We start from the raw sequence: 24,185 nt of genomic DNA on the forward strand, positions 1-24,185 counted from the left end.
CTGAATGCCGTGTGGGATGCCTGGTTTGATGAGGGCACAGCGCCAAGCCGCGCGTGCGTAAAAGTGGAGCTGGCCGACCCGGACTGGCTGCTGGAAATGGCCTTTACCGTGGCCGCGGGCGAAGCCTATTTATAAGCGCTCATGGAGCGGCCTCTGCCGCTCCTACAAGCACAATTAGCTTTCTTTTACCTGATTACGCAACACAAATTTCTGAATTTTACCGGTGGACGTTTTCGGCAGTTCACCAAATACGATTTTCTTCGGCACTTTAAAGCGCGCCATATTGTTACGGCAGAATTCAATTACCTCGTCGGCGCTTACCTGCATACCGTCTTTAAGCTTAATAAACGCGGCGGGCACTTCTCCCCACTTTTCATCCGGCTGGGCCACCACTGCAGCTTCAATAATGGCCTGATGGCGATAAAGCACGTCTTCTACCTCGATACTCGAGATATTTTCCCCACCGGAGATAATGATATCTTTGGAGCGGTCCTTAATTTCGGCATAACCGTCGGGATGCCACACCGCCAGGTCGCCCGAGTGGAACCAGCCGCCCTCAAAGGAATCCTCGGTGGTTGAGGGATTCTTTAAATAGCCTTTCATTACCACGTTACCGCGCATAAAGATTTCGCCCACGGTTTTACCGTCCTGTGGCACCGGCTCAAGGGTAGTGGGGTTAGCCACCATAATGTCTTCCTGCATGGGCACCTTAACGCCCTGCCGGGCTTTCTTTCTGGCCTTTTCTTCAATGGGCAGTTCGTCCCACTCGTCGTGCCAGGCGCACACCACACACGGGCCGTAGGTCTCAGTTAAACCGTAGACATGGGTTACCGCAAAGCCCATTTCTTCCATGCCCTGAATAACCGCTGCCGGTGGTGCTGCGCCCGCCGTCATGACACTCACCTGATGCTCTATGCCCTGCTTTAACTCATCCGGCGCATTGTTGAGCATGTTCAGCACAATGGGCGCACCGCAGAAGTAGTTCACGCCGTCTTCTTTGATGGCATGGTAAATCGCATCAGGCCGAACGTGACGTAAGCACACACTCACGCCGGCATTGGCGGCAATGGTCCAGGGAAAGCACCAGCCATTACAGTGGAACATGGGCAATGTCCACAAATAACGGGGATGCGGCGCCATATTCCACGACACAATATTGCTTACGGCGTTAAGGTAAGCGCCGCGGTGGTGATACACCACGCCTTTTGGGTCGCCGGTAGTGCCCGACGTATAGTTAAGCGTAATGGCATCCCATTCATCCTCAGGCAATGACCACTCGTAACCTGACGCATCGCCGCCGGCAATAAACGCTTCGTAGTCCATTTCGCCAATCAGTTCGCCGCCTTCGTAATAGGGATCATCAATATCAATCACTAACGGCTTTTTGCTGAGCATCTTGATGGCTTTGCCAACCACTTCGGAAAATTCGCGGTCAACCACGACTACCTTAGCCTCACCATGCTGCAGAATGAACGCGATGGCTTCGGCATCAAGGCGAATATTAACGGCATTTAATACTGCGCCGGTCATCGGCACGCCAAAGTGGGCTTCAAATAGTTCTGGTAAGTTGGGCGAGATAAACGCCACGGTGTCGCCCTTGCCGATGCCCCGCTGGGTAAGCGCACTGGCCAGCTGCTGGGTGCGTTGGTAAGTTTCAGCCCAGGTGCGGCGGGTTTGCTGATGAATAACCGCCAGATGATTAGGGTACACCGCCGCGGTTCGTTTGATAAAAGACAACGGGCTTAAGGCCGCAAAGTTGGCCGGATTCTGGTCGAGTCCTAACGCGTAGGGGTTATGATGATGTGTAGGGTTCATGGGTATCCTTATCGCATTCAAACAAGCGTTTAATTTATTCCTCCATACTAGACTTTTGTTTAAGCTAAGCACAGTAGCCGATGGTCTTAGATAGCTCGATTTATCGAGACTTTTTATGTTTCAAGTATGAAACTTCATGATAACCCGTAACAAAAATAAAACATTTCGGTTATCTTTAGCGGCGGGTTATGGTATTTGTATGACAAATAAAAATATCTATGGATAGTTATGCGGTTTGTTCTCTTCGCGACGTTATTGTTTTGTTATGCGTGTACCCCGGTAACGGATAATGCCCACCCACCAGCCGCCCGGCTAATCCCTCTTGCTCAGGATGCTTTCTCGGGCAGTTCGGTGAATGTTCTCTCCGGTGTGAAGCAAACACTTTATACTCGCAACGGTATGCAATACGCCGCATTTTATAACGCAGACGCCAAACTGGTGGTGGCTAAACGAGCCGTAAACAGTGAAAAGTGGCAAGTGATGGCAACGCCCTTTAGTGGCAATGTGAACGACGCCCATAACCACATCAGCCTGGTGGTGGACGACGAGGATTACCTGCATATCGCCTGGGACCACCACAATACGCCGCTCAAATACGCCAGATCGGTTGCACCGGGCAGTCTTGAACTCGCCAAAGCCCGCATGTTAAGCCAGCCCGGCGCGGAGGCCGCGGCGCTGGAGCACAGCGTTACCTATCCGCAGTTTTACGCTCTCGCCAACGGCGACCTGTTGTTTGCCTATCGGGATGGTGGCTCCGGGCGCGGCAATCTGGTGCTTAACCGATACAATGGCAAGAGCAAACAATGGCAGCGCCTGCATAACTCATTGATCGACGGCGAAGGCCAGCGCAGCGCCTACTGGGATATGGCCGTGGATGCAAACGGCGTGTTGCATCTGGCCTGGATTTGGCGCGAAACACCGGACGTAGCCACTAATCATGATTTGTCCTACGCCCAATCCACCGACAATGGCGCCACCTGGCAACGTCTTGGCGGCAAGCCTTACACGCTGCCGATTACGCTGGCCAGCGGTGAGGTCGTTAAAGCCGTACCGCAGCAGCACAAACTGATGAACCCGCCGGCAGTGACCGCCGATGCCCAAAGCCGGCCATTTATCGCCAGTTACTGGGCGGATACGCCAGCGGATATTCCCCGCTATCACGTGGTATTTAGTGATAACGCGCAGGGTAAAGAAAGCCCGGTGTGGCGGGAAATGAAAGCCCCCAAATTGGCTGAAAATTTTGCTCTGAGCGGCCATGGCACCAAACGTCCGCCGATTTCCCGCGCGGTATTGCTGGTAGAGTCATTCCGCAACGCCCGCCAGGTGCATTTGATTTACCGTGATGACTATCAGCACGGCAATGTAATTGCCCTTACCAGCCCCCTGGAGCAGCCCGCTTGGCATACGCAGGTACTGTTAGAACAGGCGGTGGGCGCCTGGGAGCCCAGCCTGGATATTGCCGCCTGGCATAACCAGCAACAAGCCCATTTACTGTTACAGGCGGTCGCCCAGAATGATGGCAACGACCACCAAAGCCTGGCCACCGCCCCCAGCCATATTGGCGTACTGGTTTGGCAACCGTGATTAAAGGAATAATGATGAAACTACGAACTGCACTGGTCGCGAGCCTGTTATTGTTAACCAGCCTGCCGGGGTTGGCTAAACTGCCTGAACAGGAGGACATCGTGAGTATTATGCAACAGGTTGCCGACTGGCAAATCGCCCACTTTCACGATGATATGGAGCGCGAAAACGAATGGGAAAACCGCTTTAATGCCTGGACTTACGGCGCGCTGTATATCGGCATGGAAAAATGGGCGCAGATGGCACCGTCTGACAAGTACTATCAATTCTTACTGGAGGCGGCCGCCAACAACAAGTGGGATTTAGGGCCGGGCAAATACCACGCTGACGATCAAACCGTGGGGCAACTTTATCTGGAGCTCTACCGTAAATTTCAGCAGCCTCATATGCTGGCCAAAGTACTTGAGCGCACTGAGTGGATCATGAACAATCCCAGTCAGCAGCCCATGCGCTTAAACCACTATCAATACACCGAGCGCTGGACCTGGTGCGATGCCCTGTTTATGGCGCCGCCAGTGTGGGCGAAGCTTGCCAGCATCACCGGCAATGACCGCTTCAGAAACGAAATGTTTGCCGAGTACGTGGCCACCGTAAATCACCTGTACGATAAAGAAGAAAAGCTGTTTTATCGCGACGAACACTTTATTGATAAACGCGATAAAGGCCATAAGATTTTCTGGGCACGAGGCAACGGCTGGGTATTCGGTGGCCTTACGCTTATTTTGCAGGAATTGCCCGAAGGCCCGCAAAAGGCGTATTTCAGTAAGCTGTACCGCGACATGGCGGCTAACCTCATTACCTTACAAACCGAGAAGGGTCACTGGGCCATGAGCTTAAAAGCGGCCGAGCTTTACCCTACCCCGGAAACCTCAGGCACCGCGTTTTTCACTTATGGGCTGGCCTGGGGAATAAATAATGGTTACCTCGATAAAGCCACATACCTACCCGCCATTGAGCGTGGCTGGCAGAGCCTGACCAGCCATGTAACCGATGAAGGCTTGTTGGGTTACGTGCAGCCTGTCGGCGCTGGCCCGGGTGAAGCCTGGCCAGATAAAACCGAAGTCTATGGGGTTGGTGCATTTCTGGCCGCGGGCAGTGAGGTGTATAAGCTGGCTGCAAATTGATAAAAAGTGGCAGCCAATCTTGCAGAAACTGACAATATTGATGAGAAGAGTCCGATGGCAGAATATATGCTAGCCAGTTTTTTTAGTAAGCATTACTATCCAGAGTAATTTTACACTTCATTAACATGCAAATTGGATATCTCACAACTATGCGTATTTTGTTAGTTTTGCTTTCCCTCATCACTGCTGTACCTGCCATGGCAGACGAACTGGCCAAGCCGGAGCTGGAGTTTATTTTTAAGGCCTTTGTTACCCTGGATGAACCCCATGAGCTGGGCAACACTAAATACGGCAAGCGCCGGATCATCGGCATTAATGGCGGCACTTTTAAAGGGCCTGAAATGCAGGGAGTAGTGCTCGATGGAGGTGCTGACTGGCAAACGGTACGGGCAGATGGTACCGCCGATCTGGTGGCCAAATACAGTTTAAAAACTGACGATGGCCATGTTATTTATATCCAGAATTCAGGAATTCGCACCGCATCGCCACAAGTGCTGGCCAGGCTGGCAAAAGGTGAGCCAGTTCCCTCATCGGAGTATTACATGCGCACCGCTGCCACGCTGGAAGTTAACGAAAACAGTCCTTATGCGTGGTTAAATAAGAGCGTGATCATTTCTACCGGCCGGCGTAATGCCGACAGCGTGGAGCTGGATTTTTATCGGGTTAAATAAGTCGCGGGGCGATGTGTCGCCCCGTAATATTTACTCTATTGTTAGCTAGCTTTCGGCCGCCTCTTCGCCTTCAAGTTGCTGTTCTTTCAGCTCAAGTTCTTTAACTTCGGCTTTAATTTGCTCGCGTAGCATATCGTGCTGCTCTCTGGTGAGCGGGTAGATTTTGTTGATATAGCATCTGAACGGCAGCGAGTCGGGTGTATAGATAAAGTCGGTCCCTTCGCTGAGTGAGTTGCCAAACCGGCGGTGCAGCAAAATACCCGGCGCGAAGGCAATTTCATTACAGCGGGGCACCAGTTTCACCAGGTAATGACGCATAGGAGAACTGCGTAATATCAGGTACTCATCACTGAGTTCGGCGTAGCTGTCCAGCCTAAAGGCACTAATCGTATGGTCACGCTCAAGGGATTCATCTGCCACAAACTGCTCCACCAGCGTTACCATTTCGCTGTTGGTTAGACGCGGTGTTGCACACCCGGCTAGCATCAGTACCGCCATCACTAAAAGCCCATATCGCTTCATAATTTACCCTTATAAAACACGTTAACTTTACAGGTTCGACAATCTGCCCGCCGAATAATTCCTTGTTTATCAGTTGTTACTTCATAGCCTAGCACGCTTTGATTAACCAAACCTGAACGTATATGAGTATTACTTAGAAACCAACAGCTTATACTGCTATTATTGATTACATTGCGGACCAGCGCACCACACACAAGAGACCGGATAAAGAGACAGCCATTGGACACCAGAGAGTTTATTCAGATACGCCGGTTTATCCTTAAGCTGGGCAAAATGCTGCACAAGTACGGTACGCCGTCCTTTCGGCTCGAGGCCTATTTAACCGAAGTCGCTCACTATCTGGGGGTCTATGCCTCGTTTATTTCTACGCCTACGTCCTTATCGGTAGTTATCTGGAGTGATCGTCACGAGGAAGAGTACAGTCATAATGCGCGCCTCAACCCTGGCGAACTGGATTTAAACTCGTTGTCACTCACCGATGAGCTGGCTAACCTGCTGTTATCCGGTCAGGTGACGCTTGAAGAAGCTGACCAGCGGTTAACCGAAATTGATGCCATGCCAAGCCCCTACGGTAAACTCATAACCGGCTGTTCTTTTGGTTTGTCGACCGGTGCTTTCGGTATGCTGATGGGCGCCAGCTGGTCGGAAATTTTTTGGTCTGGCCTGTTCGGTTTTGTGGTGTATTTCTGGGTACTGTGGTCGGAACGCTCCAAGCGCGTAGCCCTGATGCTCGAACCGGTAATCGCCTATGTAGTGGCTTTTCTGGCCTGCGTGGCGAGCCGTTTTTTTGATCCGGGCATCAATATTCCCATCATCATTTTGTCATCGGTCATTATCTTTGTGCCGGGTCTGGCGCTGACAATGGGACTTGCCGAGCTCTCATCGCGTAATATGGTGTCGGGCACAGCGCGGATTATGGACGCCATGATGCAACTGTTTAAACTGTATTTTGGTGCATTTCTGGGTGTAGCGACCGGCTTTAGTTTATTTGGCGAAAATACCTATGCACCGGCTGAATCCCTGCCCTACTGGTCGACCTGGCTGGCCGTGGTATTGCTGGGGTTTGGCCTGGTGGCTATCTTTCGCACCCGGGCAAAACATATTCCCTGGGCTCTGTCCGCCGCGCTAATTGGCTATAGCGCTACAGCGCTAAGCTCGGATTTCCTACCGCAGAATGTCGGTAGCTTTGTGGGAGCATTTACACTGGGAATTTTTGCCAATGCCTTTACCCGCATTGCCAATCAGCCTGCCACTATTGTGGCCATGCACGGCCTGATTGTGCTGGTACCGGGCTCTAAAACCTATATCGGGCTGAATTCTTTTGTCTCAGGTCAGGATTTCGTGAATGCCGATCATATCGGCCAGGACGTGTTTCTCATTTTCATGTCACTGGTAGCCGGGCTCATTTTTGCCAACGTGGTGTTTCCCACCAAAAAAGCACTCTGAGTGCTAGCCGATAATACCCAGCTCAACAGCGCGCAGCACCGCGCGGGTGCGGTCGCGGGCATCAAGCTTGGCCAGTATGGTCGACACCTGATTTTTTACCGTACCCTCCGATTTAAATAACGCCCCGGCGATTTCTTTATTGCTGCACCCGGATGCCATTAAACGCAGAATTTCCTTTTCCTTGGCCGACAGCGGTTCAACCGGTGCAGGGCCGTCGGGCGTGGTATTTAAGCCCTGCAGACTGTTGATCAGGGTATTGGTGATGGCCGGCTGGATCAGCGACTCGCCGTTATGCACTGCCTCAATACCGTCGACCAGGGTTTCCAGCGACACGTCTTTTAGCAGGTAGCCTTTGGCACCGGCACTGAGCGCTCCCATCAAACTCTCGTGGTCATCAAAGGTGGTAAGCATGATAGTAGGCAGTAAGGTGCCGTCCTGCTTTAAATGATTGAGGAGTTCTATGCCGGTCATGCGTGGCATGCGAATATCCAGCAGCATCACATCCACCATGCCGGCGTTGGCTTGCAGCCACTCGCGGGCCTCAACACCATCGTTGGCCTGCCCCACCACTTCCACTTTATCGGATAGCGAGAGCAGGCTACACAGACCTTGCCGCAATAGCTGCTGATCGTCTACAACTAATACGCGAATCATTCTGGCTCCGGTATCATCAACAGGGTATGAAAGCCCCGTGGGCTGGCGTTGAACTCTGTGCTGCCATTGAGTTCGGCAACACGCTCTTTAATACCGGTTAAACCATTACCGGGCTGAAACTCACCGGCGGTGCCGTTGTCGGTAATTTCGGTAACCAATTGATTGGCCTTACGGCTTATCTCAATGCGTAGCTCACTGGCTTTACCGTGACGGATGCTGTTGGTTAAGCTTTCCTGCACACATCGCAGTATCGTGGTGGCCTGCAACAAACTTAGTTCACTTAAATCCCCCTCACAATCAATGGTCACCGATATTTTATCCTGCAAAGGGGCGATCAGTTCGTTCAGCGCCTGCTGCAAATCCAACGAGCCGAACTCGCGCATATCCGACACAGCTTCCCGCACATCAGACAGTAGCAGTCTGGCAATGCTTAAGCACTGGTCAATGGGCGGTCGCTGCTCGGGGGCAACAGTCCGTGAGGCTACCTGCAGATGTAACGATAGCGCGGTAAGGTGATGGCCAACCAGATCGTGAATGTCACGGGCGATACGGGTACGCTCATCCTTACGACTGGCCTGCTGCATCAGATCCTGCAGAGCCCTTAGCTCACGGTTTGCCTGCTCGGCCTGCTCCTGGGCTACCTCAGCCTGCTTACGGCTTTCCATCATCATTAGTGAGAATAAATTGAAGGTCCAGAACAGGATGGCGGTTAGCCACAGTCCATTGGTTTGCTCCCACATCAGGGCAAACACCAGCCAGGGCACTGCCGACCATAAAGGTGATAACCACAGCGTGCGCCGGTAAGGGATAAAGTATGGTAATTGCCCGGACCAGATAACCAGTAAAATGGCATTGAACTCAAACGGGCTGGTCACGAATGTTCCCAGTACCAACAGGTACTCAATAGCCAGCAGAATAACCCTGACTGAAGTATCGTGGCGGTAGGGTTCATCGCGAGTGACAAACAGGAATGTCAGCGCAAACAACACAAATATCGCCAGCGTAGCAAACAGGTTCACCGGCCCGAGGCGACTGGACCCACTCATCAGCCAGGCATTTGCTACTGCCACTACGGCAATGGTGATAATTGCCACCAGTAGTTCGGAGTCAATTTTAGGGAAGTATTTTTTCATGTCTGCCAGTATTGGCGAATCGCCGTACAATTGGAATAGGCCAAAAGTCATCTTTTCGATTGTGACTTTTGCCACTACGGCCAACCAGGCTGTAACGGTAGTCTGCTTAACACAAGGTTAAGGAGATTTCGTTATGCACTATGTTCAACAAGGCTTACTGTACTTACATATATTTACCGGGGGTTTAGGGCTCCTGTTATTCTGGATCCCCATTTTTGGTCGCAAGGGCGGCTTTAACCATCGCCGGTTTGGTGTGTTCTTTCGTCGCACTATGCTGACCTCGGTGATAAGCGGGGTCATACTGGCGCTGTTCTGGATTGTCGTGCCCACCATGGGTCATCCTGAGTTGCTGGATAATCCCAGGGCGATCCCTTATTTTCAGCGTTTTGGGGCCTTTTTAGTGCACCTGGGCCTGGTGATGTATACCTCGGTAATGGGAGGGCAATGGGCTCTTGAAGCTAAGACTAACCGCGACTCGCTGCGCACTCCGGCTAGTGTTGCACCGGCTGTTTTACTGGTTTTCACCAGCATTGGTTCTGGCTACATGGGGATTAGGTACGAGCAAGTATTAATGATGGTGTTTGCGCCGCTCGGCCTGATGATTGCCTGGGGTCAGTTACGTTTTATTTTTGCTAAAGAAGTCGAGCCAAAAGCCTGGCTGGTAGAACATCTTTCCGGTTACATAGGTACCGGCATTGGCGCTTACACTGCCTTCTTTGCCTTTGGCGGGCGCACCCTGTTCAGTGACATTGGTGCCTGGCAGTATGCTTTTTGGATTTTGCCCGGTGTTATTGGCAATATCGCCGTGGTTTTTCTGGCCCGTAAATACCGCGGAAACCGCAAACCTCAGGTAAAAGCCCCGCCACTGCCAGCGCAATCAGGTACCGCGCAGTAAAAAGACGCCTTGCGCAGACTCATCAGTGAGCACATTATCCTCGGAGCGGTCTTTCAGGCCAACGCCCGTCAGCTGTTTAGCCCGGGCGTTTTCCATTAAATACAGGCAGCGTGAGGCGGCTTTTTCCGGGGCCAGTCCCTCTGGCCGCACGTTTGAAATACAATTACGTTTTGCATCTTCACAGCCGCGCTTTGGCTGCCAGGTAAGGTAAATTCCCAGGCTGTCCGGTGAACTTAAGCCCGGCCGCTCACCTATCAGCACCACCACCATTTGCGCATTGAGCGCCTGGGCAATATCGTCACCGATGGCGACCCTGCCCTGTTCAACCACCGTAACTGGTCCCAGGGTCCATGCTGGCTGACTGGTTTCCAGCTGAGTCAGTAAAGCCGTTAAAAACGGTACGCTTTGCTGCATTACCGCAGTGGCCGAGAGCCCATCGGCAATCACAATAGCCAGATCGAATGATTCTTTTTCACGCAGCTTTTGCAAAGAGTAAGTACTTGCTTCATTAAGTTTCCTCCCCAGATCAGGACGCTGCAAATACACCAGGCGGTCCTCTGCCTCGCTTTTCACGCTTTGGAGTGTTAACGGTTGTTGATGGTAGCTCAGCGCTGCCAGTTGCTCACATAACAGTTCACCGTTTAACGGGCTGTGTACCGCATCAATGGCCTGGGCATGCGCAAGCTGAAATTTAAGTAATTCACTGGTGGGCAGGCTGGTACCGGCCCGGCCAAGCCCGATCCGTGCTGCGGTTAGCTCGCGTAACTGTTGCCAGGTATCGGGATGCAGGTGTTGCTCCTGGTTACTCATGGCTTACCTCCATTGTGCGGCAGCGCCGCGGCAAACCGGCCCGGTAGTTTTTCGGCTAATAGCTGATTGCCACTATCGGTGAAGATTTTCTGTTGCTTCAGCCAGGTATCAAATTCAGGCGCCGGGCGAGCGCCGAACAGCTGACGGATATACAGCGCGTCATGAAACGAGGTGGTCTGGTAGTTCAGCATGATATCGTCGGAGCCCGGGATACCCATAATAAACTGGCAATGGGCGCTGGCAAGTAAGGTGAGCAGGTTATCCATATCATTCTGGTCGGCCTGGGCATGGTTGGTGTAGCAGATATCACAGCCCATGGGTAAACCTAACAGCTTGCCACAAAAGTGGTCCTCTAGACCTGCCCGGATAATTTGTTTGCCATCAAACAGGTATTCCGGCCCGATAAAACCCACCACGGTATTGATAAGCAGCGGGTCGAGTACTCTGGCCAGGCCGTAAGCCCGGGCCTCGCAGGTTTGCTGGTCGACCCCGTGATGGCCATTGGCCGATAACGCGCTGCCCTGGCCGGTTTCAAAATACATTACATTGTCGCCCACCGTCCCTCGTTTAAGCGATAACGCAGCCTCGCGAGCTTCCTGCAGAATAGCCAGAGAAACGCCAAAACTACTGTTAGTCACTTCGGTGCCGCCAATCGACTGAAACACTAAATCGACCGGCGCGCCGCGCTCGATGGCTTCAATGGTGTTGGTCACATGGGTCAGCACGCAGGACTGGGTGGGAATGTCGTACTGATTGATCAGTTCGTCGAGCATGTTGAGCAGTTTTATGGTCTGCGCCACATTGTCGGTTGCCGGGTTAATGCCAATCACCGCATCACCACTGCCGTACATCAGGCCATCAAAGATTGATGCCGCAATACCGTTTAAGTCATCAGTGGGGTGATTGGGTTGTAAGCGGGTAGAAAAGTGGCCGGGCACGCCAATGGTGTTGCGAAATGCGGTGATCACCTCACATTTTCTGGCCACCAGGATCAGATCCTGATTGCGCATAATTTTGCTCACCGCGGCTACCATCTCCGGGGTCAGCCCCAGACACACATCCTGCAACACAGTGGCATCGGTGGACTCAAGCAATAACCAGTTGCGTAACTCACCCACGGTTAAACTGGCCACCGGAGCAAACGCTTCGGCGTCATGGGTATCAATGATCAGTCGCGTTACTTCATCTTGCTCGTAGGGAATAACGGTTTCATTTAAAAAGGTGCTCAGGGGAAGTTCGGCCAGGACCATTTGCGCTACCACGCGTTCCTCCGCAGTGGCCGCAGCCACACCGGCCAGTTGGTCGCCCGAGCGCAGTGGTGAGGCTTTTGCCATCACCTCGGCTAAATCCTTAAACCGATACGTGAGCTGGCCGAGTGTGTAGCGATATTCCGCCATAGCAACTCTCCCTGTAAGTGAGCTTCAATTCATCATGCCCGCGCGGCGATACATTTGCAATCGCTACCAGACGGCAGATTTTCACTTACCGGTAGCGCATCGTACGCATTTACTGTTTAATTAATACTCAACACAAGGAATCGACGATCAGGAAGTCACAATGAAATATCTAATATCTCTATTAATGCTGGCAGCTTGCCTAAATTTTAACTTAACTGGACAGGCACTCGCGGGCAAGCTTAACTGGACAGGCACTCGCAGACGAGCACCAGGCTAAAAATCTGGATTCTGCCTTATTGGGCTACTGGTACGGTGAAAGTATTCCCATCCCCATTGGCGGTAGAATGGTAAACAGCCGGTTTACCTACCTCTTTTTAGACAGCGGCCAGATGTATATGGGCCCGGAAGCAGCATTAGAAAAGGCGCTAGAGGGTCAGCAAGGCTCTGCCTCAGATAGCGAGGTAAGGACAGGCACCTGGACCGTTGAAGACGATGTCTTGCTGGTGAAATGGGATAATGGCGCCAACACCAAACGCCGTTACCGGATAAACGCTAACGCCTTGGAAATGCTTAACAAAAAAGGAAAAGTGGTTACCGCTTACCAGCGATAAGGGCTTTTTTGACATGGACAGGCACTCTTTAAATACTCAGGGTTATGTAGATTCAGCTCTATGAATCAGGCAATTGTTTCTGCGCTTTTTTATGACTCAGAGGGGGAAACTACAGTATTTGCTCTTTCAAATGCGTGGGAAGCCTGTTGAATGTCCGCCAGTCGCTTTTCGCTAAATATCTGGTGATACGGAATGAAATGGTGTTGCTGTAATAATAAAGTTTGGCTTAAAAGAGCATGAAAGCTCTAAGCGCAGTCTGCATATTTCCTGCGTCGCCTGATTAATTTGTCAATGCTTACCGATGATTTAAAAGCTGTCTCGATACCGGTTACCATCTCATTCCAATCACTCTGCGCGAGTCCAACCCGGGTAAGAATGGGTGAAGCTGAATCATCAATTTTGCCTTTCTTGTTGGGTTGTATATGACGACCTGACAGTTCCACCAATTCAATATAGTCCTGTAGCTGAAAAGGCAAACCGTCAGGTATTGTGTTACATGGGTTCCCCGCGAACGGCAGTAGTTGAGCGGGTTGTCGATTCGATTTGGCCGCATTGATGCGTTTTTGAATGCTGGTATGGTTTGATTCTTCTGGAGTATTAGCCAAACAGGCTCGTACTGGATTTAAGTCAACATAAGCCATGCACGCGGCTAACGATGCTTCATCCAGGAGCGCCTGCGACTTAAACCGCCCCTCCCAGAAATGTCCTGTACAATCATCTTCTTTATTGGCTCGTCGGGCGATGTATTCATTAAGCAACCGCATAAACCAGCTGATATCGTACAGTCGTTTACGGTAAATTTCAGCCAGGCTATGTACCGTTTCAATTTCCGCTTTAGACAATGTAGTCGATTCAGCTTCGTCAACATAGCGTTGAGACAACAACACGCCTTTATAAAGCCGATGCCACCGCCTGATGATATCTTTAACACTTAACGAATCGGCTTTTTGTTTATTGATGCGTAAGACCACATGGGTGTGGTTGCTCATTACTGCATAGGCGCACACATCAACACAGAACACCTCTGCCAAAAACAGTAGCCGGTCTTCTACCCATTCCCGGCGGTGCTCGTAGCTTCTTCCTGTCTGTTTATCTTCACCACATAAATACGCTCGTCGAACGCAGCGGGAAGCGCAATGGTAGTAAGGGGTATCTGACAGGTTGATAAGACTTTTACGAGGTCTGGGCACAATGCTTCACTAATCTAGAAAAGTAGTGTGTTCATTGTGCAGATATTAAGAAAGAATCCAACTGAACCTGAGTCTAGCGAGTGACTGTCTCAATATGAAAAGGGGAGGGCTTTACGTTATTGCAAAGCCCTGCTCCTTTCTAACACACTGCTGCGAATGCCTTTGCTGTCGCATCAAGATTACGGGTGTTCAGGCCCGCTACACACATGCGGCCACTGGCAATCAGATAAACGCCAAACTCATCTTTCAGGCGTCTAATTTGTTCCGGGCTGAAGCCGGTGTAACTAAACATCCCCACTTGCGCCGCCAGATAGCTGAAATCCACATCCGGGCGCAGCTCGCCAAGCTTGGCTACAAGTTGCTGACGCATGGTGTGCATACGCTCGCGCATAGCTTCCAATTCGGTTTTCCACTCATCGGTCAGTGCATCGCTCGCCAGAACGTGGTTAACCAGGCGCGCGCCGAACGATGGCGGCGTAGAGTAATTGGTCCGGACGGTAAACTTAAGCTGGCCCTGAATGGTGTCGGCGGTTTCCGGTGATTCACACACCACATACAACGCTCCAACACGCTCACTGTACAGTGAGAAGATCTTCGAGAATGACTGCGCTAACAGGAATGGCTGACCAGACTCCGCCATCAGTTTAATGGCCTGAGTATCTTCGTTTAAACCAAACCCAAAACCCTGATAAGCCATATCGAAAAAGGCCAGCAGGTTACGCTGTTTAATCACGTCCACAACCTGTTGCCATTGCTCGTTGGTTAAGTCGATCCCCGTTGGGTTATGGCAACACGGGTGCAGCAGTACAATGGCTTTTTCCGGCAGTTGATTTAAATCTTCCAGCATGCCGCTGAAATCGAGCATTTTGGTTTGCGGGTTGTAGTAGCGATAGGTATTTACCTTCACGCCCGCGCCTTTGAAGATAGAGTGATGATTTTCCCAGGTCGGGTCGCTCACCCATAGCTCTGAATCGGGAAAATAGCGTTTGAGTAAATCAGCGCCTACTTTCAGCGCGCCCGAACCGCCCAGACTCTGGGTTGATGCTAAGCGACTGTCCACCAGTGGTAGTGCATCACCAAAGGCCAGCGATTTTACTGCTACGCGGTAATCCGGTAAGCCGTCCATCGGCAGGTAAACTGGCGATGCCGGTGGGTTGTCTGCCGCCCAGACTTTGGCCTTATCAACACTGCTAAAGTTTGGCACTTTGCCGTCTTCATCAAAATAAAACCCGATGGTGAGATTCACTTTGTCCTCACGGGGATCTTTCATGAATTGTTCAACCAACGAGAAAATCGGGTCGCCGGCATAGGCATCGACATGTTCAAACATAGTATTTCCTTAGCGTGACTGTCTCTTGGGAGCAGTTTTTAATTAATCTATTGGCCAGTTTAAGCTAAATAACGGTCTTTACGGTGGTTAAATGCAATCAGAATATTCAGTACCACCGCGCCCAGTACAGAAGCAATCAGTGCCGGAATGCTCACTACAAAGAACGCCGCACACACCACCAGCACATCTACCCCCATTTGCAGGTACCCGGCACGGAAGCCGGTTTTATCCTGAATGTAGAGCGCTAAAATGGTTACGCCACCCAGGCTGGCACCATGGCGGAACAATACCACAAAGCCGGTGCCCATGAGCAGGTTGCCAAACAGGGTTGAGTAAAATAAATCCAGCTCACCAAACTGAATAAACGCCGGATGAATATGAGTAAACAACGACACCAATGACACGGTCGCAAAGGTCTTAAGCGTAAAAACCACACCCATTTTCTTTAGCGCCAGAATATAAAACGGAATATTCACTAAAAAGAAGGCTACGCCGAAGGTCATGGGCGACAGGTAATCAATCAAAAAAGCCATCCCTGCAGTACTGCCGGTAAGCGCGCCAACCTCACGCAATAAAATAGCCCCGAAAGAAACTAAAATGGTACCGGTGATCAGGGCCAGAACATCTTCTACCCAACTGTGCCGAATGGACTTCGGCTGACTGATTGCTGCTTCACTCATTATTTTACCCACGGGATGACAAAAAATTAAACCGTGAGAAATATAGCACAAAAAAATCATATCGTGCGTTAATTTTGCATTTATTGCGCAAACTGTGCAATCAGGAGTTATTTTTTCGGCATTACAACCAAACACCATCCTCTTTAAGACGTTCCAACACCACCGCAGTGCGGATATGCCCCACCGTTTTGTGTGCGGCCAGGTCGCTGATCAGCGCCGATAAGTCACTCAGCTCCGCCACCGCCACTTTAAGAATAAAATCGGCATTACCGGTAGTTTTATACATGTCCAGAATCGCCGGGGTGTGTTTAACCAGCTCATAGAAGGCGGTAACAGCCTCGGGCGAGGCTTCGGCCAGGGTGATTTCCAGTACCGATGATATATCCAGGTTTAGCGCTGCCGGTGAGATTCGGGCACTGTAGCCGATGATGTATTTTTGCTGCTCAAGTTGAATTCGGCGGCGGGAGATTTGCGAAGCAGACAGGCCCACCAGCTCGCCTAACTCCTGATTAGTCAGGCGGCCGTTCTGGCGCAGGAGTTTTAGGATCTGTTTATCGTAATCATCAATATCATGCATGATGTGTGCAAATTTCCGTGCAGTTTGAGTTTATCGTGCAAGCTTAGCGCGAATGCGCAATGAGATCATGCAATGATTCAATCGCCGGCAGTTGATGCTCCGGCTGATAGAATAACCGGTTAAGACGGCCGAGGAAATTTACCTTACGATTGGGATCCTGCGGTTTTACCCGCCGTTCACTGCTGGTTTGCAAAAACTCCTGCGGGCGCAAATTCAGTTCGCGAATCTCATCGGTGGTAATACCCTGGCCATAAACCGTGCTCAGAATACGCTCCGTTTTACTTTCCATAATCGGCATAATGTCATTAGCGTAAAGTTCGCTAATGGGTTCGCCAATGGCTTCCAGCGAATGATTTATTGCCGCCCATAACTCATCGTGAGTATAGTGCGCATCACCCGGCGCGTAGTAACCCATGACTTCCCACTCAAATTCGGCATTACTGGCCGCAATGGAGCTATCCACCGTTGGCGAAAAAGACAGGTCCGGCCGTGCGCCGATGTTGTAAGCGTCTACTGACAGGCCAATACAAATCACCAGGTCACCCATTACCTCGGGGTTGCGGTAGAGCGCTTCGAAGGCGGCCCGTTTTACCCCCATCCAGCCGTAAATCATCGGCTTTTGCTGAGCAAAATGGCGCACTTCATGGGGCAGATCTTCACCGTACTTTTCCACCAGCAGCGGCATGGGATCGGCTTCTAACTGGCTTTCCGGTACCCAGACTTCGTACTCCAGACGATTATCGGCTTTACCCCGGCTCTTAATACCGTAGGAAAGGTTGACCGGGCGGCAAATACTGCGGTCTTCATCCACCCGATGAAAATACTCCGAACGTAACCGTTTAATAAACGGGGCATCCAGACCGGCCAGTGCGGCAGTAGGATAACGGTAACCACAGTCACTATGCTCAACAATGGTAAGTCCTGGAACTCGCTCAGTTAAGGCATGTTTCAATCCTTTAAACAGATGGTAGTCAGGCAGAATGATGCTGCGCTCCGGTTCGATGGTAAATCGTTCGCCGGTTTCGCTAATAAATTTGGGAGTCTTACTGAATTCATAGTTGCCGAGGCCTGACTGCTCAATAGCAAGGTCTCGCAAACGGGCAATTTCCAAAAACAACGCTTCATGGTTGCGAATATGTTTTAACAGCGGTCGTTCCATCTACTCACATCTGGATTAATTAAAGCCTGTTAGCCAGTCTGCCAGAAATAGCACCAGAGGTTAAGCACTTAAGTAGCGGCCAGAATTGACGCTGCACACACCGCAGCACTGCCATTCAGTAAGCAGTTCAATACAGCCGCTGATAGCCACATCCTGACGGCAGGGTTGGGTTAGCATTTTGATTCGGGCTTTCGGTAACCGGCACATCAGCTCCAGTGTTCTGCCGGTATCCGCCGATTCGGTGATCACGCCCGAGGTGTAGCCATAAAGCAGTCGCATCAGCCTGGAGCGCAGGCGAGGTGTTACGCCGCTGTTCGATGTGCCCCAGTTGGTATTATGCATTAACCCGGCAACGTTGCCGCGTAAGCCCGACAGCAGGTTAGCCGTAGAGGCGGCCTGGATATACTGATCGTCCACCGCCAGAACAATTTCACCGGGATGGCATTGCATATAGCGCTTTAATTCAGGCACCGCCAGCCACACACTGCTGGCCCGCAGGGTTTTGATGGTTAAATGCGGGTGTGCCGGTAAATGGCAGGACGACTTATCTTTGTTGTTGAGCAGCAGTAATTCCACATGCACGCCACTCATCAACAGCCCTTCTATCAGCTGGCTGGTGAGTTCAGCGTCTTCGCAGCTATCACATTCTGAATACGCCGCAAAAACAGCAAGGCGCTCCAGTGAATGTTCTACAGAAAAATACATGCTGACCTCAATATGTCATAGTCGCCCCGTATGTTGGTATTAAAGCACAAAGCCCCACACAATTCATTAACATTTAAATAACATTCATGCTGCTTTCCCACAAACATCAGTTTCTTTTTGTGCATATTGCAAAAACCGGCGGTACCAGTGTGCGCGACGCGCTGTCACGCTATCGCTGGGACGCCCGTTACGGCATGCCGCAATTTATAGTAAATAAACTAAGTCAGCTCTGTGGGCATAAGCTGGGTTGCCGCTTTCCACGACACAGTAAAGTGATTGCCGCCAAAGAAATGTTACCGGCGGAATATTTTGCCGGGCTGTACAAATTTGCTTTTGTACGAAACCCATGGGATTTGCAGGTGAGTTCCTATCACCACATCAAACGTGAACGGCCGCACCTGGTAGCGGGCTTTGATGACTTTGACAGCTTTATGCGTTACAAGCTCGATCCTGAACGCCCCTATCAGTATCACATCGATACTTCCATGCAGTTACAGACCGATTATCTGACCGATCTGCAGGGCAATCTGTGTATGGATTTTATCGCCAAATACGAAAACCTGCAGGATGATTTCAATACCATTTGTGAGCAATTAAACCTGCCGACTGCAACGCTGCCACATAAGCGCGAGGCCACTGACCGACAGACTTATCACCGATACTATTCGGATGAGTTAGCCGAGTTAGTGGACAGTCACTTTCAAAAAGACATTAGCCTGCTTGGCTACCACTATTAACGTTTTCATCCATATAGCGTACGCCTTAAAACTTTTTTCAACTTCCAGCCAAGTCAGTGCAAGTTAGTGGACAGGCACTTATATCTGCAACCAGAGCAGCCTGAATGAGTGCCTGTCCACGCGGCGGCTAACGTTTTCGCTGATAAAGCGTAAGCCTCACGACTTTTTCAATCTCCAGCACTATGAGCAATGCAAAGCCGGTTAGCACTATCACCAGGTTGTCGATTAATGAGGGTGAATGCGTACCGAACACGGTTTGTAGTATCGGAATATAAGAAATGGCCAACTGAGCTACCACTACCACACCGACGGCCGACCACACCACTTTGGTGCCTTTTACCCCGGCTAAGGAGATTGAACGCAGGTTCATGGTACGGACAAAGAACAGGTAAAAAATCTCCAGGCCCACCAACATGTTCATCGCCAGTGTCCGGGCATACTCCACATCATGCCCGGCTTTAATGGCGTACTGATAAATGCCAAATACCGCCAGGAAAAACAGTGTGCCCACCAGCATAATCTGCCACACCAGCGCAGGCTGAATAAGTGCCTGTCCACGTGGTCGTGGTGGTTTTTTCATGGTCGCCGCGTCAGTGGGTTCAAAGGCTAACGCCATGCCCAGCGTAACCGCCGTGATCATATTGACCCACAAGATCTGCACCGGCGTAATGGGATATGGCAACCCCGCCAACAGTGCAACAATGATGGTTAGCGCCTCACCCGCGTTAGTAGGCAGCGTCCAGCTCACCACTTTTTTGATGTTGGCATACACGGTACGGCCCTGCTCTACCGCCGCCGCTATGGAGGCAAAATTATCGTCTGCCAGTACCACTTCGGCCGCTTCCTTAGCCGCTTCGCTGCCTTTAAGGCCCATGGCCACACCGGCGTCGGCGCGTTTAAGCGATGGTGCATCATTTACGCCGTCACCGGTCATCGAGACTGTCAACCCTAGTGACTGCAGCGCCATCACCAAACGTAACTTGTGCTCAGGCGTAGTGCGGGCAAACACATCGGTATGCTGCACCGCTTCTTTGAGTTGATCATCGCTGAGGGCATCGAGCTCCGTACCGGTTAGCACCTTGTCGGTATGCGTTAAGCCCAGCTGTTTACCAATTGCCTGAGCGGTCACCGCATGGTCGCCGGTAATCATCTTGACCTGAATTCTTGCATTCAGACAGGTTTGCACGGCGCTAATGGCTTCTTGTCTGGGAGGATCTATCAGCCCTACCAGCCCCAGCAGACAAAGCGAATCCTGCAAATCCGTGGCACTCAGAACGGTATGATCAGCAGGCACACTGCGAGAAGCCACAGCCAGTACACGTTGACCTTTTCGGGCCAGCGCCTCCGCTTTATCGAGCCACGCGGTTAAATCGATGGATTGTTCCTCGCCCTGTGCCGTTTGTTGTACCCGACATAACTTCAATACCACTTCCGGCGCGCCTTTCACCAGAATGATTCCGTGGCCGTTGTGGTCGTGATTGAGTGTGGCCATATACTGGGTGGTAGAGTCGAATGGCAGTACATCGGTGCGCCGCCAGCGCGCTTTAAAATCCTCGCCCTCATCAAAAGTGGCCTTACTGGCAAAGCTTACCAGCGCCGCCTCCATAGGATCGCCCTCGAAACTCCAGTTGTCATCACGATGGTGAATCTCAGCGTCGTTACACAGTGCGCATGCCCGGGCAACTTTCTGCAACAAGGGCTGCTCAGCGGTATGTATCGGTTTATCATTAAATAACACGTCGCCAATGGGCGCATAACCTTCGCCATCCACATCGTAGTCATTGGCGGCGGTTTGTACGCTGACCACCATCATTTCGTTGCGGGTAAACGTACCGGTTTTATCGGAGCAGATCACCGACACAGAACCAAGTGTTTCAATTGCCGGTAATACCCGTACGATGGCGCTGCGTTTGGCCATGGCCTGCACGCCAACGGCCAGGGTAATGGTAAGCACCGCGGGCAACCCTTCCGGAATGGCAGCGACAGACAAGCCCACCACTGCGAGGAAGAGCTCAGTAAACGGCTGATTGAGTACCAGAGTGCCAACCAGCAACAGGATAACCGCCACGGTCAGAATAAATCCGGTGATCCATTTAGCCAGCACGTCCATTTGCTCCACCAGCGGTGTAGTGAGCTTCTGAACCCCCGACAACATGCCGCCAATGCGGCCAATTTCGGTATGGGCGCCGGTGGCCACCACTATCCCTGTTGCCTGGCCGGCTGTTACATTGGTGCCACTAAACGCCATGCATTGCCGATCGCCCAGCGCTGCTCCCTCTTCCACCTTGCTTGTACCCTTTTCCACCGGTAGTGATTCACCGGTTAGCAGACTTTCCTGAATAGCCAGGCTGTGACTGCTAAGCAGCCGGATATCTGCCGGCACTTTATCACCGGCTTCCAGCAGAACCACATCACCGGGCACCAGCTCTTCACCCGCCACAGTGCGACGCTTGCCATTACGGATCACCGCCGCTTTTAAGGCCAGCATCTGGCGAATTGAATCCATGGCTTTTTCGGCCTTACCTTCCTGCACCACGCCAATCAGGGCGTTCACAATCACCACCGCGAAGATCACCGCCGTGTCTATCCAGTGCTGTAAAAATGCGGTCAGAATACCGGCCACCATCAGCACGATAACCAGCAGATTGGCAAATTGTTTAAGAAAGCGCGCCAGCGTGCTGGCCTGTGGCGCCTCAGGCAGTTTGTTTGGCCCACAACTTGAGAGTCGCTGGCTAACCTGTTCCTGGCTCAGGCCGTCGCGGGTGGTTTCGAGTTGGGTAATCGCTTCGTCGGCGGTTAGCGCGTGCCATTTGGATTGCTGTACATCGGTCATGATTACTCCCGTACATGTAAGACAAAGGCAGTACAAAGCAGGGGCGTAGTGTTATGTGCTCAGCACCTGCATGCCATCTATGAGTATAGATACCGTACAAAGATTACGCGCCGAAGACACTGATTTGCATCAAAGAGAGGACTACCGGGAATACTGACGTCTTGTCACAGCAGTCCCGGTGTAGGCGGGTTCAGATATGCAATGTCGCACCATGCTGAGAAAAAATCGAGCGCACTTTATCCAGTTCGTCCGGTGATGCCTGTTTGAGAAACGCACTCAGGGAGCGAAACAAATCCAGCGCCTGACTGCCAGGGCCGGTAAATTCGATCATCCTGACCCCCTCCGCACAAGACTGAAACGCATGAACCTGATCCGCCGGAATATAAACCATAGCCCCGGCGCCGCAGTGATAACCGTCTTCGTTCAGCATAAAATCCACTGCGCCGCTTATCACATAAAAGGTTTCCGACCAGGGATGACTGTGGGGTGGCGGGCCAAACCCGGCTCCGCTACTCTCCTGAACGGTGACAGATTGCTCATCACCTTTCTGAGTATCACTCATTACATTGATCAGGCCGCCGAGCAGCTCAATTGATTCAAGTGGTGCAGTCTCCTGCAAAACAATAGCCCTGTGCATAGCATTACCTCTTTTTACCCACTTACGGCTTAAGCCAAAAGCCTGCCGCAGACTGTCTTTACGGGCTCACCTAACAGCTAATGACATACCTGATATGCCAGATTTGAGCCCATAACGAAGGCGACGGTAAGCCACTGCAAAAGACCCCAGCAGTAATAAAACACTCACTGCCGGTGCATTCACCTGAGTTGCTACCGCCACCACTAATACCGGTAAAACTTCAATAAAGAACCCCGTATTATCAAACTGCACCAGTGGGCTGCTCATAATGGTTGCCACTTCGGTGCTGCTTAGATCCTTACCACCATTTAAAAACGCATCCATCAGGTTGTTACTGCCACTGTTGTGAGGCAGGCCCAGATTATGGCCGAGCTCATGGGCAAGTAACTCTGCGTTAAACAGGCTATCGGCATAGGCCGATTCAACCACAAAATCGTTGCCAGGCGTTTCACCGCAGCCAACGTAAAATATAAAGTTATTACCGCACCAGGTAATATTATCGAGAAACCAGAAATTCACCGTTGTGGCTGAACCGTAATGGGCTGAGGTCAGCGCACTCCATTTTGTGGCGGAGTCGAGGGTGAGCAAGCCCGGGTCAACGTGTTCAATGGCGCTGCCCAACCGGATATCAACCGGCGTATTGCCAAAGCTGGTCTGGGCATATATCGCATCCATACCGGCTTCATCAACGGTAATATAGGCAGCCTGCGCCATCCCGCTTAAAACAAAAAGAAAAACAATGCTGTACAGTCGTAGCAACGGTGCTGAAGAATTGGCGTTTCGCAACATGTCCGGGTCCTTTGATCATCAACAGGATTTTTATATTCCAGACAGCTCAACAATAAAGTTCAGGAATAGATATGCTTTGCACTTAACAGTGGCTAAGTATAGTGAAGAATTTTAAAAACGAGATGGCTGAGAGAAAATAACCGGCTGAAAACTTACCAACGGGTCTGCTTTCAGCTAGTCCTTCTGACGCTGGGCGGCCAGATACTTATACAGCGTAGATTCACCGATATTAAGCTGTTGGGCGACCTCTTTTTTCTTCATGCCTTTGGCAATCAGCTTATTGGCTTTGTTAATAATCGTTGCAGGCAGGGCTTTACGGCCTTTGTACTTACCCTTAGCCCGGGCTTTGGCTATACCAATGGCCTGCCGGTCGGTCAGCAGGTCTTTATCCATTTGTGCGGCACTGGCAATCAGCGCATAGATATTTGGCGCCGGGCCGCCTACCGACTCCAGATTATCCACAATCAGCATAATACCCTGTCGTTCAAGGTCAGCAGTAACCGCCGCTACCGCCCTAATGCTGCGCCCGAGCCTGGACACATCGTGAATAATCAGCCGATCACCCCGCTTTAAGCGCTTTAACAGTCGGTTGAGCTTGGGCTTTGCGCCGGGGTCTACATTGGGCTCGCGCACCACAATATCGTGAGGGTACTTGTTGATTAAGGACTGTGCCTGCTCGTCAACGTCCTATTTTTCGGTACTACTGCCAACGTATAAGTAGGTGGTCACGCGCTGATTCTGATTAGCCTGGTTATGCTCAAAATGATAGTAAAATCAGCATTGAATACAAGCGTTAAAACATCCGACCTGACATTTAGCGGGTTTTCACCCTGCCTTGACCGTTGCCAGGCTAAGGTTTGCATAACATACTAGAGCAACAGACTTA

Annotated in this window: 24 protein-coding genes; 8 read left to right on the forward strand and 16 right to left on the reverse strand. The window is 51.3% G+C overall.

The window, feature by feature from the left end; genetic code table 11:
• Positions 1-9: 9 nt before the first annotated feature.
• The gene (locus D9T21_RS23220) at positions 10-135 is read left to right on the forward strand and encodes a RidA family protein (protein WP_338134015.1); all 126 of its coding nucleotides are present in this window, start codon (positions 10-12) and stop codon (positions 133-135) included.
• 39 nt (positions 136-174) lie between these two features.
• Here the strand turns inward: D9T21_RS23220 and D9T21_RS10305 are convergent, their stop codons facing one another.
• Positions 175-1,815, reverse strand: a complete 1,641-nt coding sequence (locus D9T21_RS10305) for an acyl-CoA synthetase (protein WP_123323185.1) — start codon at positions 1,813-1,815, stop codon at positions 175-177.
• 228 nt (positions 1,816-2,043) lie between these two features.
• Here D9T21_RS10305 and D9T21_RS10310 point away from each other — a divergent pair, with 228 nt between their 5' ends.
• The 3 genes from D9T21_RS10310 to D9T21_RS10320 all read left to right on the forward strand — a co-directional run bounded on the left by D9T21_RS10310 (position 2,044) and on the right by D9T21_RS10320 (position 5,194).
• The gene (locus tag D9T21_RS10310; RefSeq protein ID WP_123324857.1) at positions 2,044-3,399 is read left to right on the forward strand and encodes a BNR repeat-containing protein; all 1,356 of its coding nucleotides are present in this window, start codon (positions 2,044-2,046) and stop codon (positions 3,397-3,399) included.
• Positions 3,400-3,413: 14 nt separating this feature from the next.
• Positions 3,414-4,523, forward strand: a complete 1,110-nt coding sequence (locus D9T21_RS10315) for a glycoside hydrolase family 88/105 protein (RefSeq protein WP_241155681.1) — start codon at positions 3,414-3,416, stop codon at positions 4,521-4,523.
• A 149-nt stretch (positions 4,524-4,672) separates the two neighbouring features.
• Entirely contained in the window at positions 4,673-5,194 is a 522-nt protein-coding gene (locus tag D9T21_RS10320) for a DUF3237 domain-containing protein (protein WP_123324859.1), read from the forward strand.
• Between the two features lie 45 nt (positions 5,195-5,239).
• Here the strand turns inward: D9T21_RS10320 and D9T21_RS10325 are convergent, their stop codons facing one another.
• Complete coding sequence (locus tag D9T21_RS10325) at positions 5,240-5,716, reverse strand: DUF6491 family protein (protein ID WP_123324860.1); 477 nt, start codon at positions 5,714-5,716, stop codon at positions 5,240-5,242.
• Between the two features lie 219 nt (positions 5,717-5,935).
• Here D9T21_RS10325 and D9T21_RS10330 point away from each other — a divergent pair, with 219 nt between their 5' ends.
• A complete protein-coding gene (locus tag D9T21_RS10330) occupies positions 5,936-7,162 on the forward strand; it encodes a threonine/serine exporter family protein (RefSeq protein ID WP_123324861.1) in 1,227 nt (408 codons plus the stop codon).
• A 3-nt stretch (positions 7,163-7,165) separates the two neighbouring features.
• On the opposite strand, the gene D9T21_RS10335 is transcribed toward D9T21_RS10330, so the two are convergent.
• Positions 7,166-7,816 (reverse strand): response regulator, encoded by a 651-nt coding sequence (locus tag D9T21_RS10335; RefSeq protein WP_123324862.1) that lies wholly within the window; start codon positions 7,814-7,816, stop codon positions 7,166-7,168.
• Entirely contained in the window at positions 7,813-9,024 is a 1,212-nt protein-coding gene (locus tag D9T21_RS10340; protein WP_164464643.1) for a sensor histidine kinase, read from the reverse strand. The genes D9T21_RS10335 and D9T21_RS10340 overlap by 4 nt, the downstream gene beginning before the upstream one ends.
• A gap of 58 nt (positions 9,025-9,082) precedes the next feature.
• On the opposite strand from D9T21_RS10340, the gene D9T21_RS10345 reads away from it, so the two are divergent.
• Entirely contained in the window at positions 9,083-9,844 is a 762-nt protein-coding gene (locus D9T21_RS10345) for a hypothetical protein (protein ID WP_123324864.1), read from the forward strand.
• Here the strand turns inward: D9T21_RS10345 and eutC are convergent.
• Both eutC and D9T21_RS10355 read right to left on the reverse strand, forming a co-directional pair.
• The gene (eutC, locus tag D9T21_RS10350) at positions 9,827-10,654 is read right to left on the reverse strand and encodes an ethanolamine ammonia-lyase subunit EutC (protein WP_123324865.1); all 828 of its coding nucleotides are present in this window, start codon (positions 10,652-10,654) and stop codon (positions 9,827-9,829) included. The genes D9T21_RS10345 and eutC overlap by 18 nt on opposite strands.
• Complete coding sequence (locus D9T21_RS10355) at positions 10,651-12,051, reverse strand: ethanolamine ammonia-lyase subunit EutB (RefSeq protein WP_123324866.1); 1,401 nt, start codon at positions 12,049-12,051, stop codon at positions 10,651-10,653. The genes eutC and D9T21_RS10355 overlap by 4 nt, the downstream gene beginning before the upstream one ends.
• A gap of 296 nt (positions 12,052-12,347) precedes the next feature.
• Between D9T21_RS10355 and D9T21_RS10360 the strand changes: the two genes are divergently transcribed.
• Positions 12,348-12,662 (forward strand): copper resistance protein NlpE N-terminal domain-containing protein, encoded by a 315-nt coding sequence (locus D9T21_RS10360; protein WP_123324867.1) that lies wholly within the window; start codon positions 12,348-12,350, stop codon positions 12,660-12,662.
• Between the two features lie 245 nt (positions 12,663-12,907).
• On the opposite strand, the gene D9T21_RS10365 is transcribed toward D9T21_RS10360, so the two are convergent.
• The 6 genes from D9T21_RS10365 to D9T21_RS10390 form a co-directional block, all read right to left on the reverse strand.
• Positions 12,908-13,852 (reverse strand): transposase, encoded by a 945-nt coding sequence (locus D9T21_RS10365; protein WP_123324868.1) that lies wholly within the window; start codon positions 13,850-13,852, stop codon positions 12,908-12,910.
• A gap of 139 nt (positions 13,853-13,991) precedes the next feature.
• On the reverse strand, positions 13,992-15,182 hold the full coding sequence (locus tag D9T21_RS10370) for an amino acid aminotransferase (RefSeq protein WP_123324869.1): 1,191 nt from the start codon (positions 15,180-15,182) through the stop codon (positions 13,992-13,994).
• Between the two features lie 59 nt (positions 15,183-15,241).
• Positions 15,242-15,862, reverse strand: a complete 621-nt coding sequence (locus tag D9T21_RS10375; protein ID WP_123324870.1) for a YitT family protein — start codon at positions 15,860-15,862, stop codon at positions 15,242-15,244.
• Positions 15,863-15,983: 121 nt separating this feature from the next.
• Positions 15,984-16,439, reverse strand: a complete 456-nt coding sequence (locus D9T21_RS10380) for an Lrp/AsnC family transcriptional regulator (protein WP_123324871.1) — start codon at positions 16,437-16,439, stop codon at positions 15,984-15,986.
• A 43-nt stretch (positions 16,440-16,482) separates the two neighbouring features.
• Complete coding sequence (locus tag D9T21_RS10385; RefSeq protein ID WP_123324872.1) at positions 16,483-17,598, reverse strand: hypothetical protein; 1,116 nt, start codon at positions 17,596-17,598, stop codon at positions 16,483-16,485.
• Positions 17,599-17,658: 60 nt separating this feature from the next.
• The gene (locus D9T21_RS10390; protein ID WP_123324873.1) at positions 17,659-18,303 is read right to left on the reverse strand and encodes a hypothetical protein; all 645 of its coding nucleotides are present in this window, start codon (positions 18,301-18,303) and stop codon (positions 17,659-17,661) included.
• 86 nt (positions 18,304-18,389) lie between these two features.
• Between D9T21_RS10390 and D9T21_RS10395 the strand changes: the two genes are divergently transcribed.
• On the forward strand, positions 18,390-19,040 hold the full coding sequence (locus D9T21_RS10395) for a sulfotransferase family 2 domain-containing protein (protein ID WP_123324874.1): 651 nt from the start codon (positions 18,390-18,392) through the stop codon (positions 19,038-19,040).
• 127 nt (positions 19,041-19,167) lie between these two features.
• Here the strand turns inward: D9T21_RS10395 and D9T21_RS10400 are convergent, their stop codons facing one another.
• The 4 genes from D9T21_RS10400 to D9T21_RS10415 all read right to left on the reverse strand — a co-directional run bounded on the left by D9T21_RS10400 (position 19,168) and on the right by D9T21_RS10415 (position 23,932).
• A complete protein-coding gene (locus D9T21_RS10400) occupies positions 19,168-21,873 on the reverse strand; it encodes a cation-translocating P-type ATPase (RefSeq protein ID WP_123324875.1) in 2,706 nt (901 codons plus the stop codon).
• Positions 21,874-22,063: 190 nt separating this feature from the next.
• On the reverse strand, positions 22,064-22,510 hold the full coding sequence (locus D9T21_RS10405) for a cupin domain-containing protein (protein ID WP_123324876.1): 447 nt from the start codon (positions 22,508-22,510) through the stop codon (positions 22,064-22,066).
• A gap of 66 nt (positions 22,511-22,576) precedes the next feature.
• Positions 22,577-23,299, reverse strand: a complete 723-nt coding sequence (locus D9T21_RS10410) for a zinc metalloprotease (protein ID WP_123324877.1) — start codon at positions 23,297-23,299, stop codon at positions 22,577-22,579.
• Between the two features lie 174 nt (positions 23,300-23,473).
• Complete coding sequence (locus tag D9T21_RS10415; protein WP_164464644.1) at positions 23,474-23,932, reverse strand: recombinase family protein; 459 nt, start codon at positions 23,930-23,932, stop codon at positions 23,474-23,476.
• Positions 23,933-24,185: the final 253 nt, after the last annotated feature.

Source organism: Marisediminitalea oceani, from assembly GCF_003731635.1.
GTDB classification, from domain to species: domain Bacteria; phylum Pseudomonadota; class Gammaproteobacteria; order Enterobacterales; family Alteromonadaceae; genus Alteromonas; species Alteromonas oceani.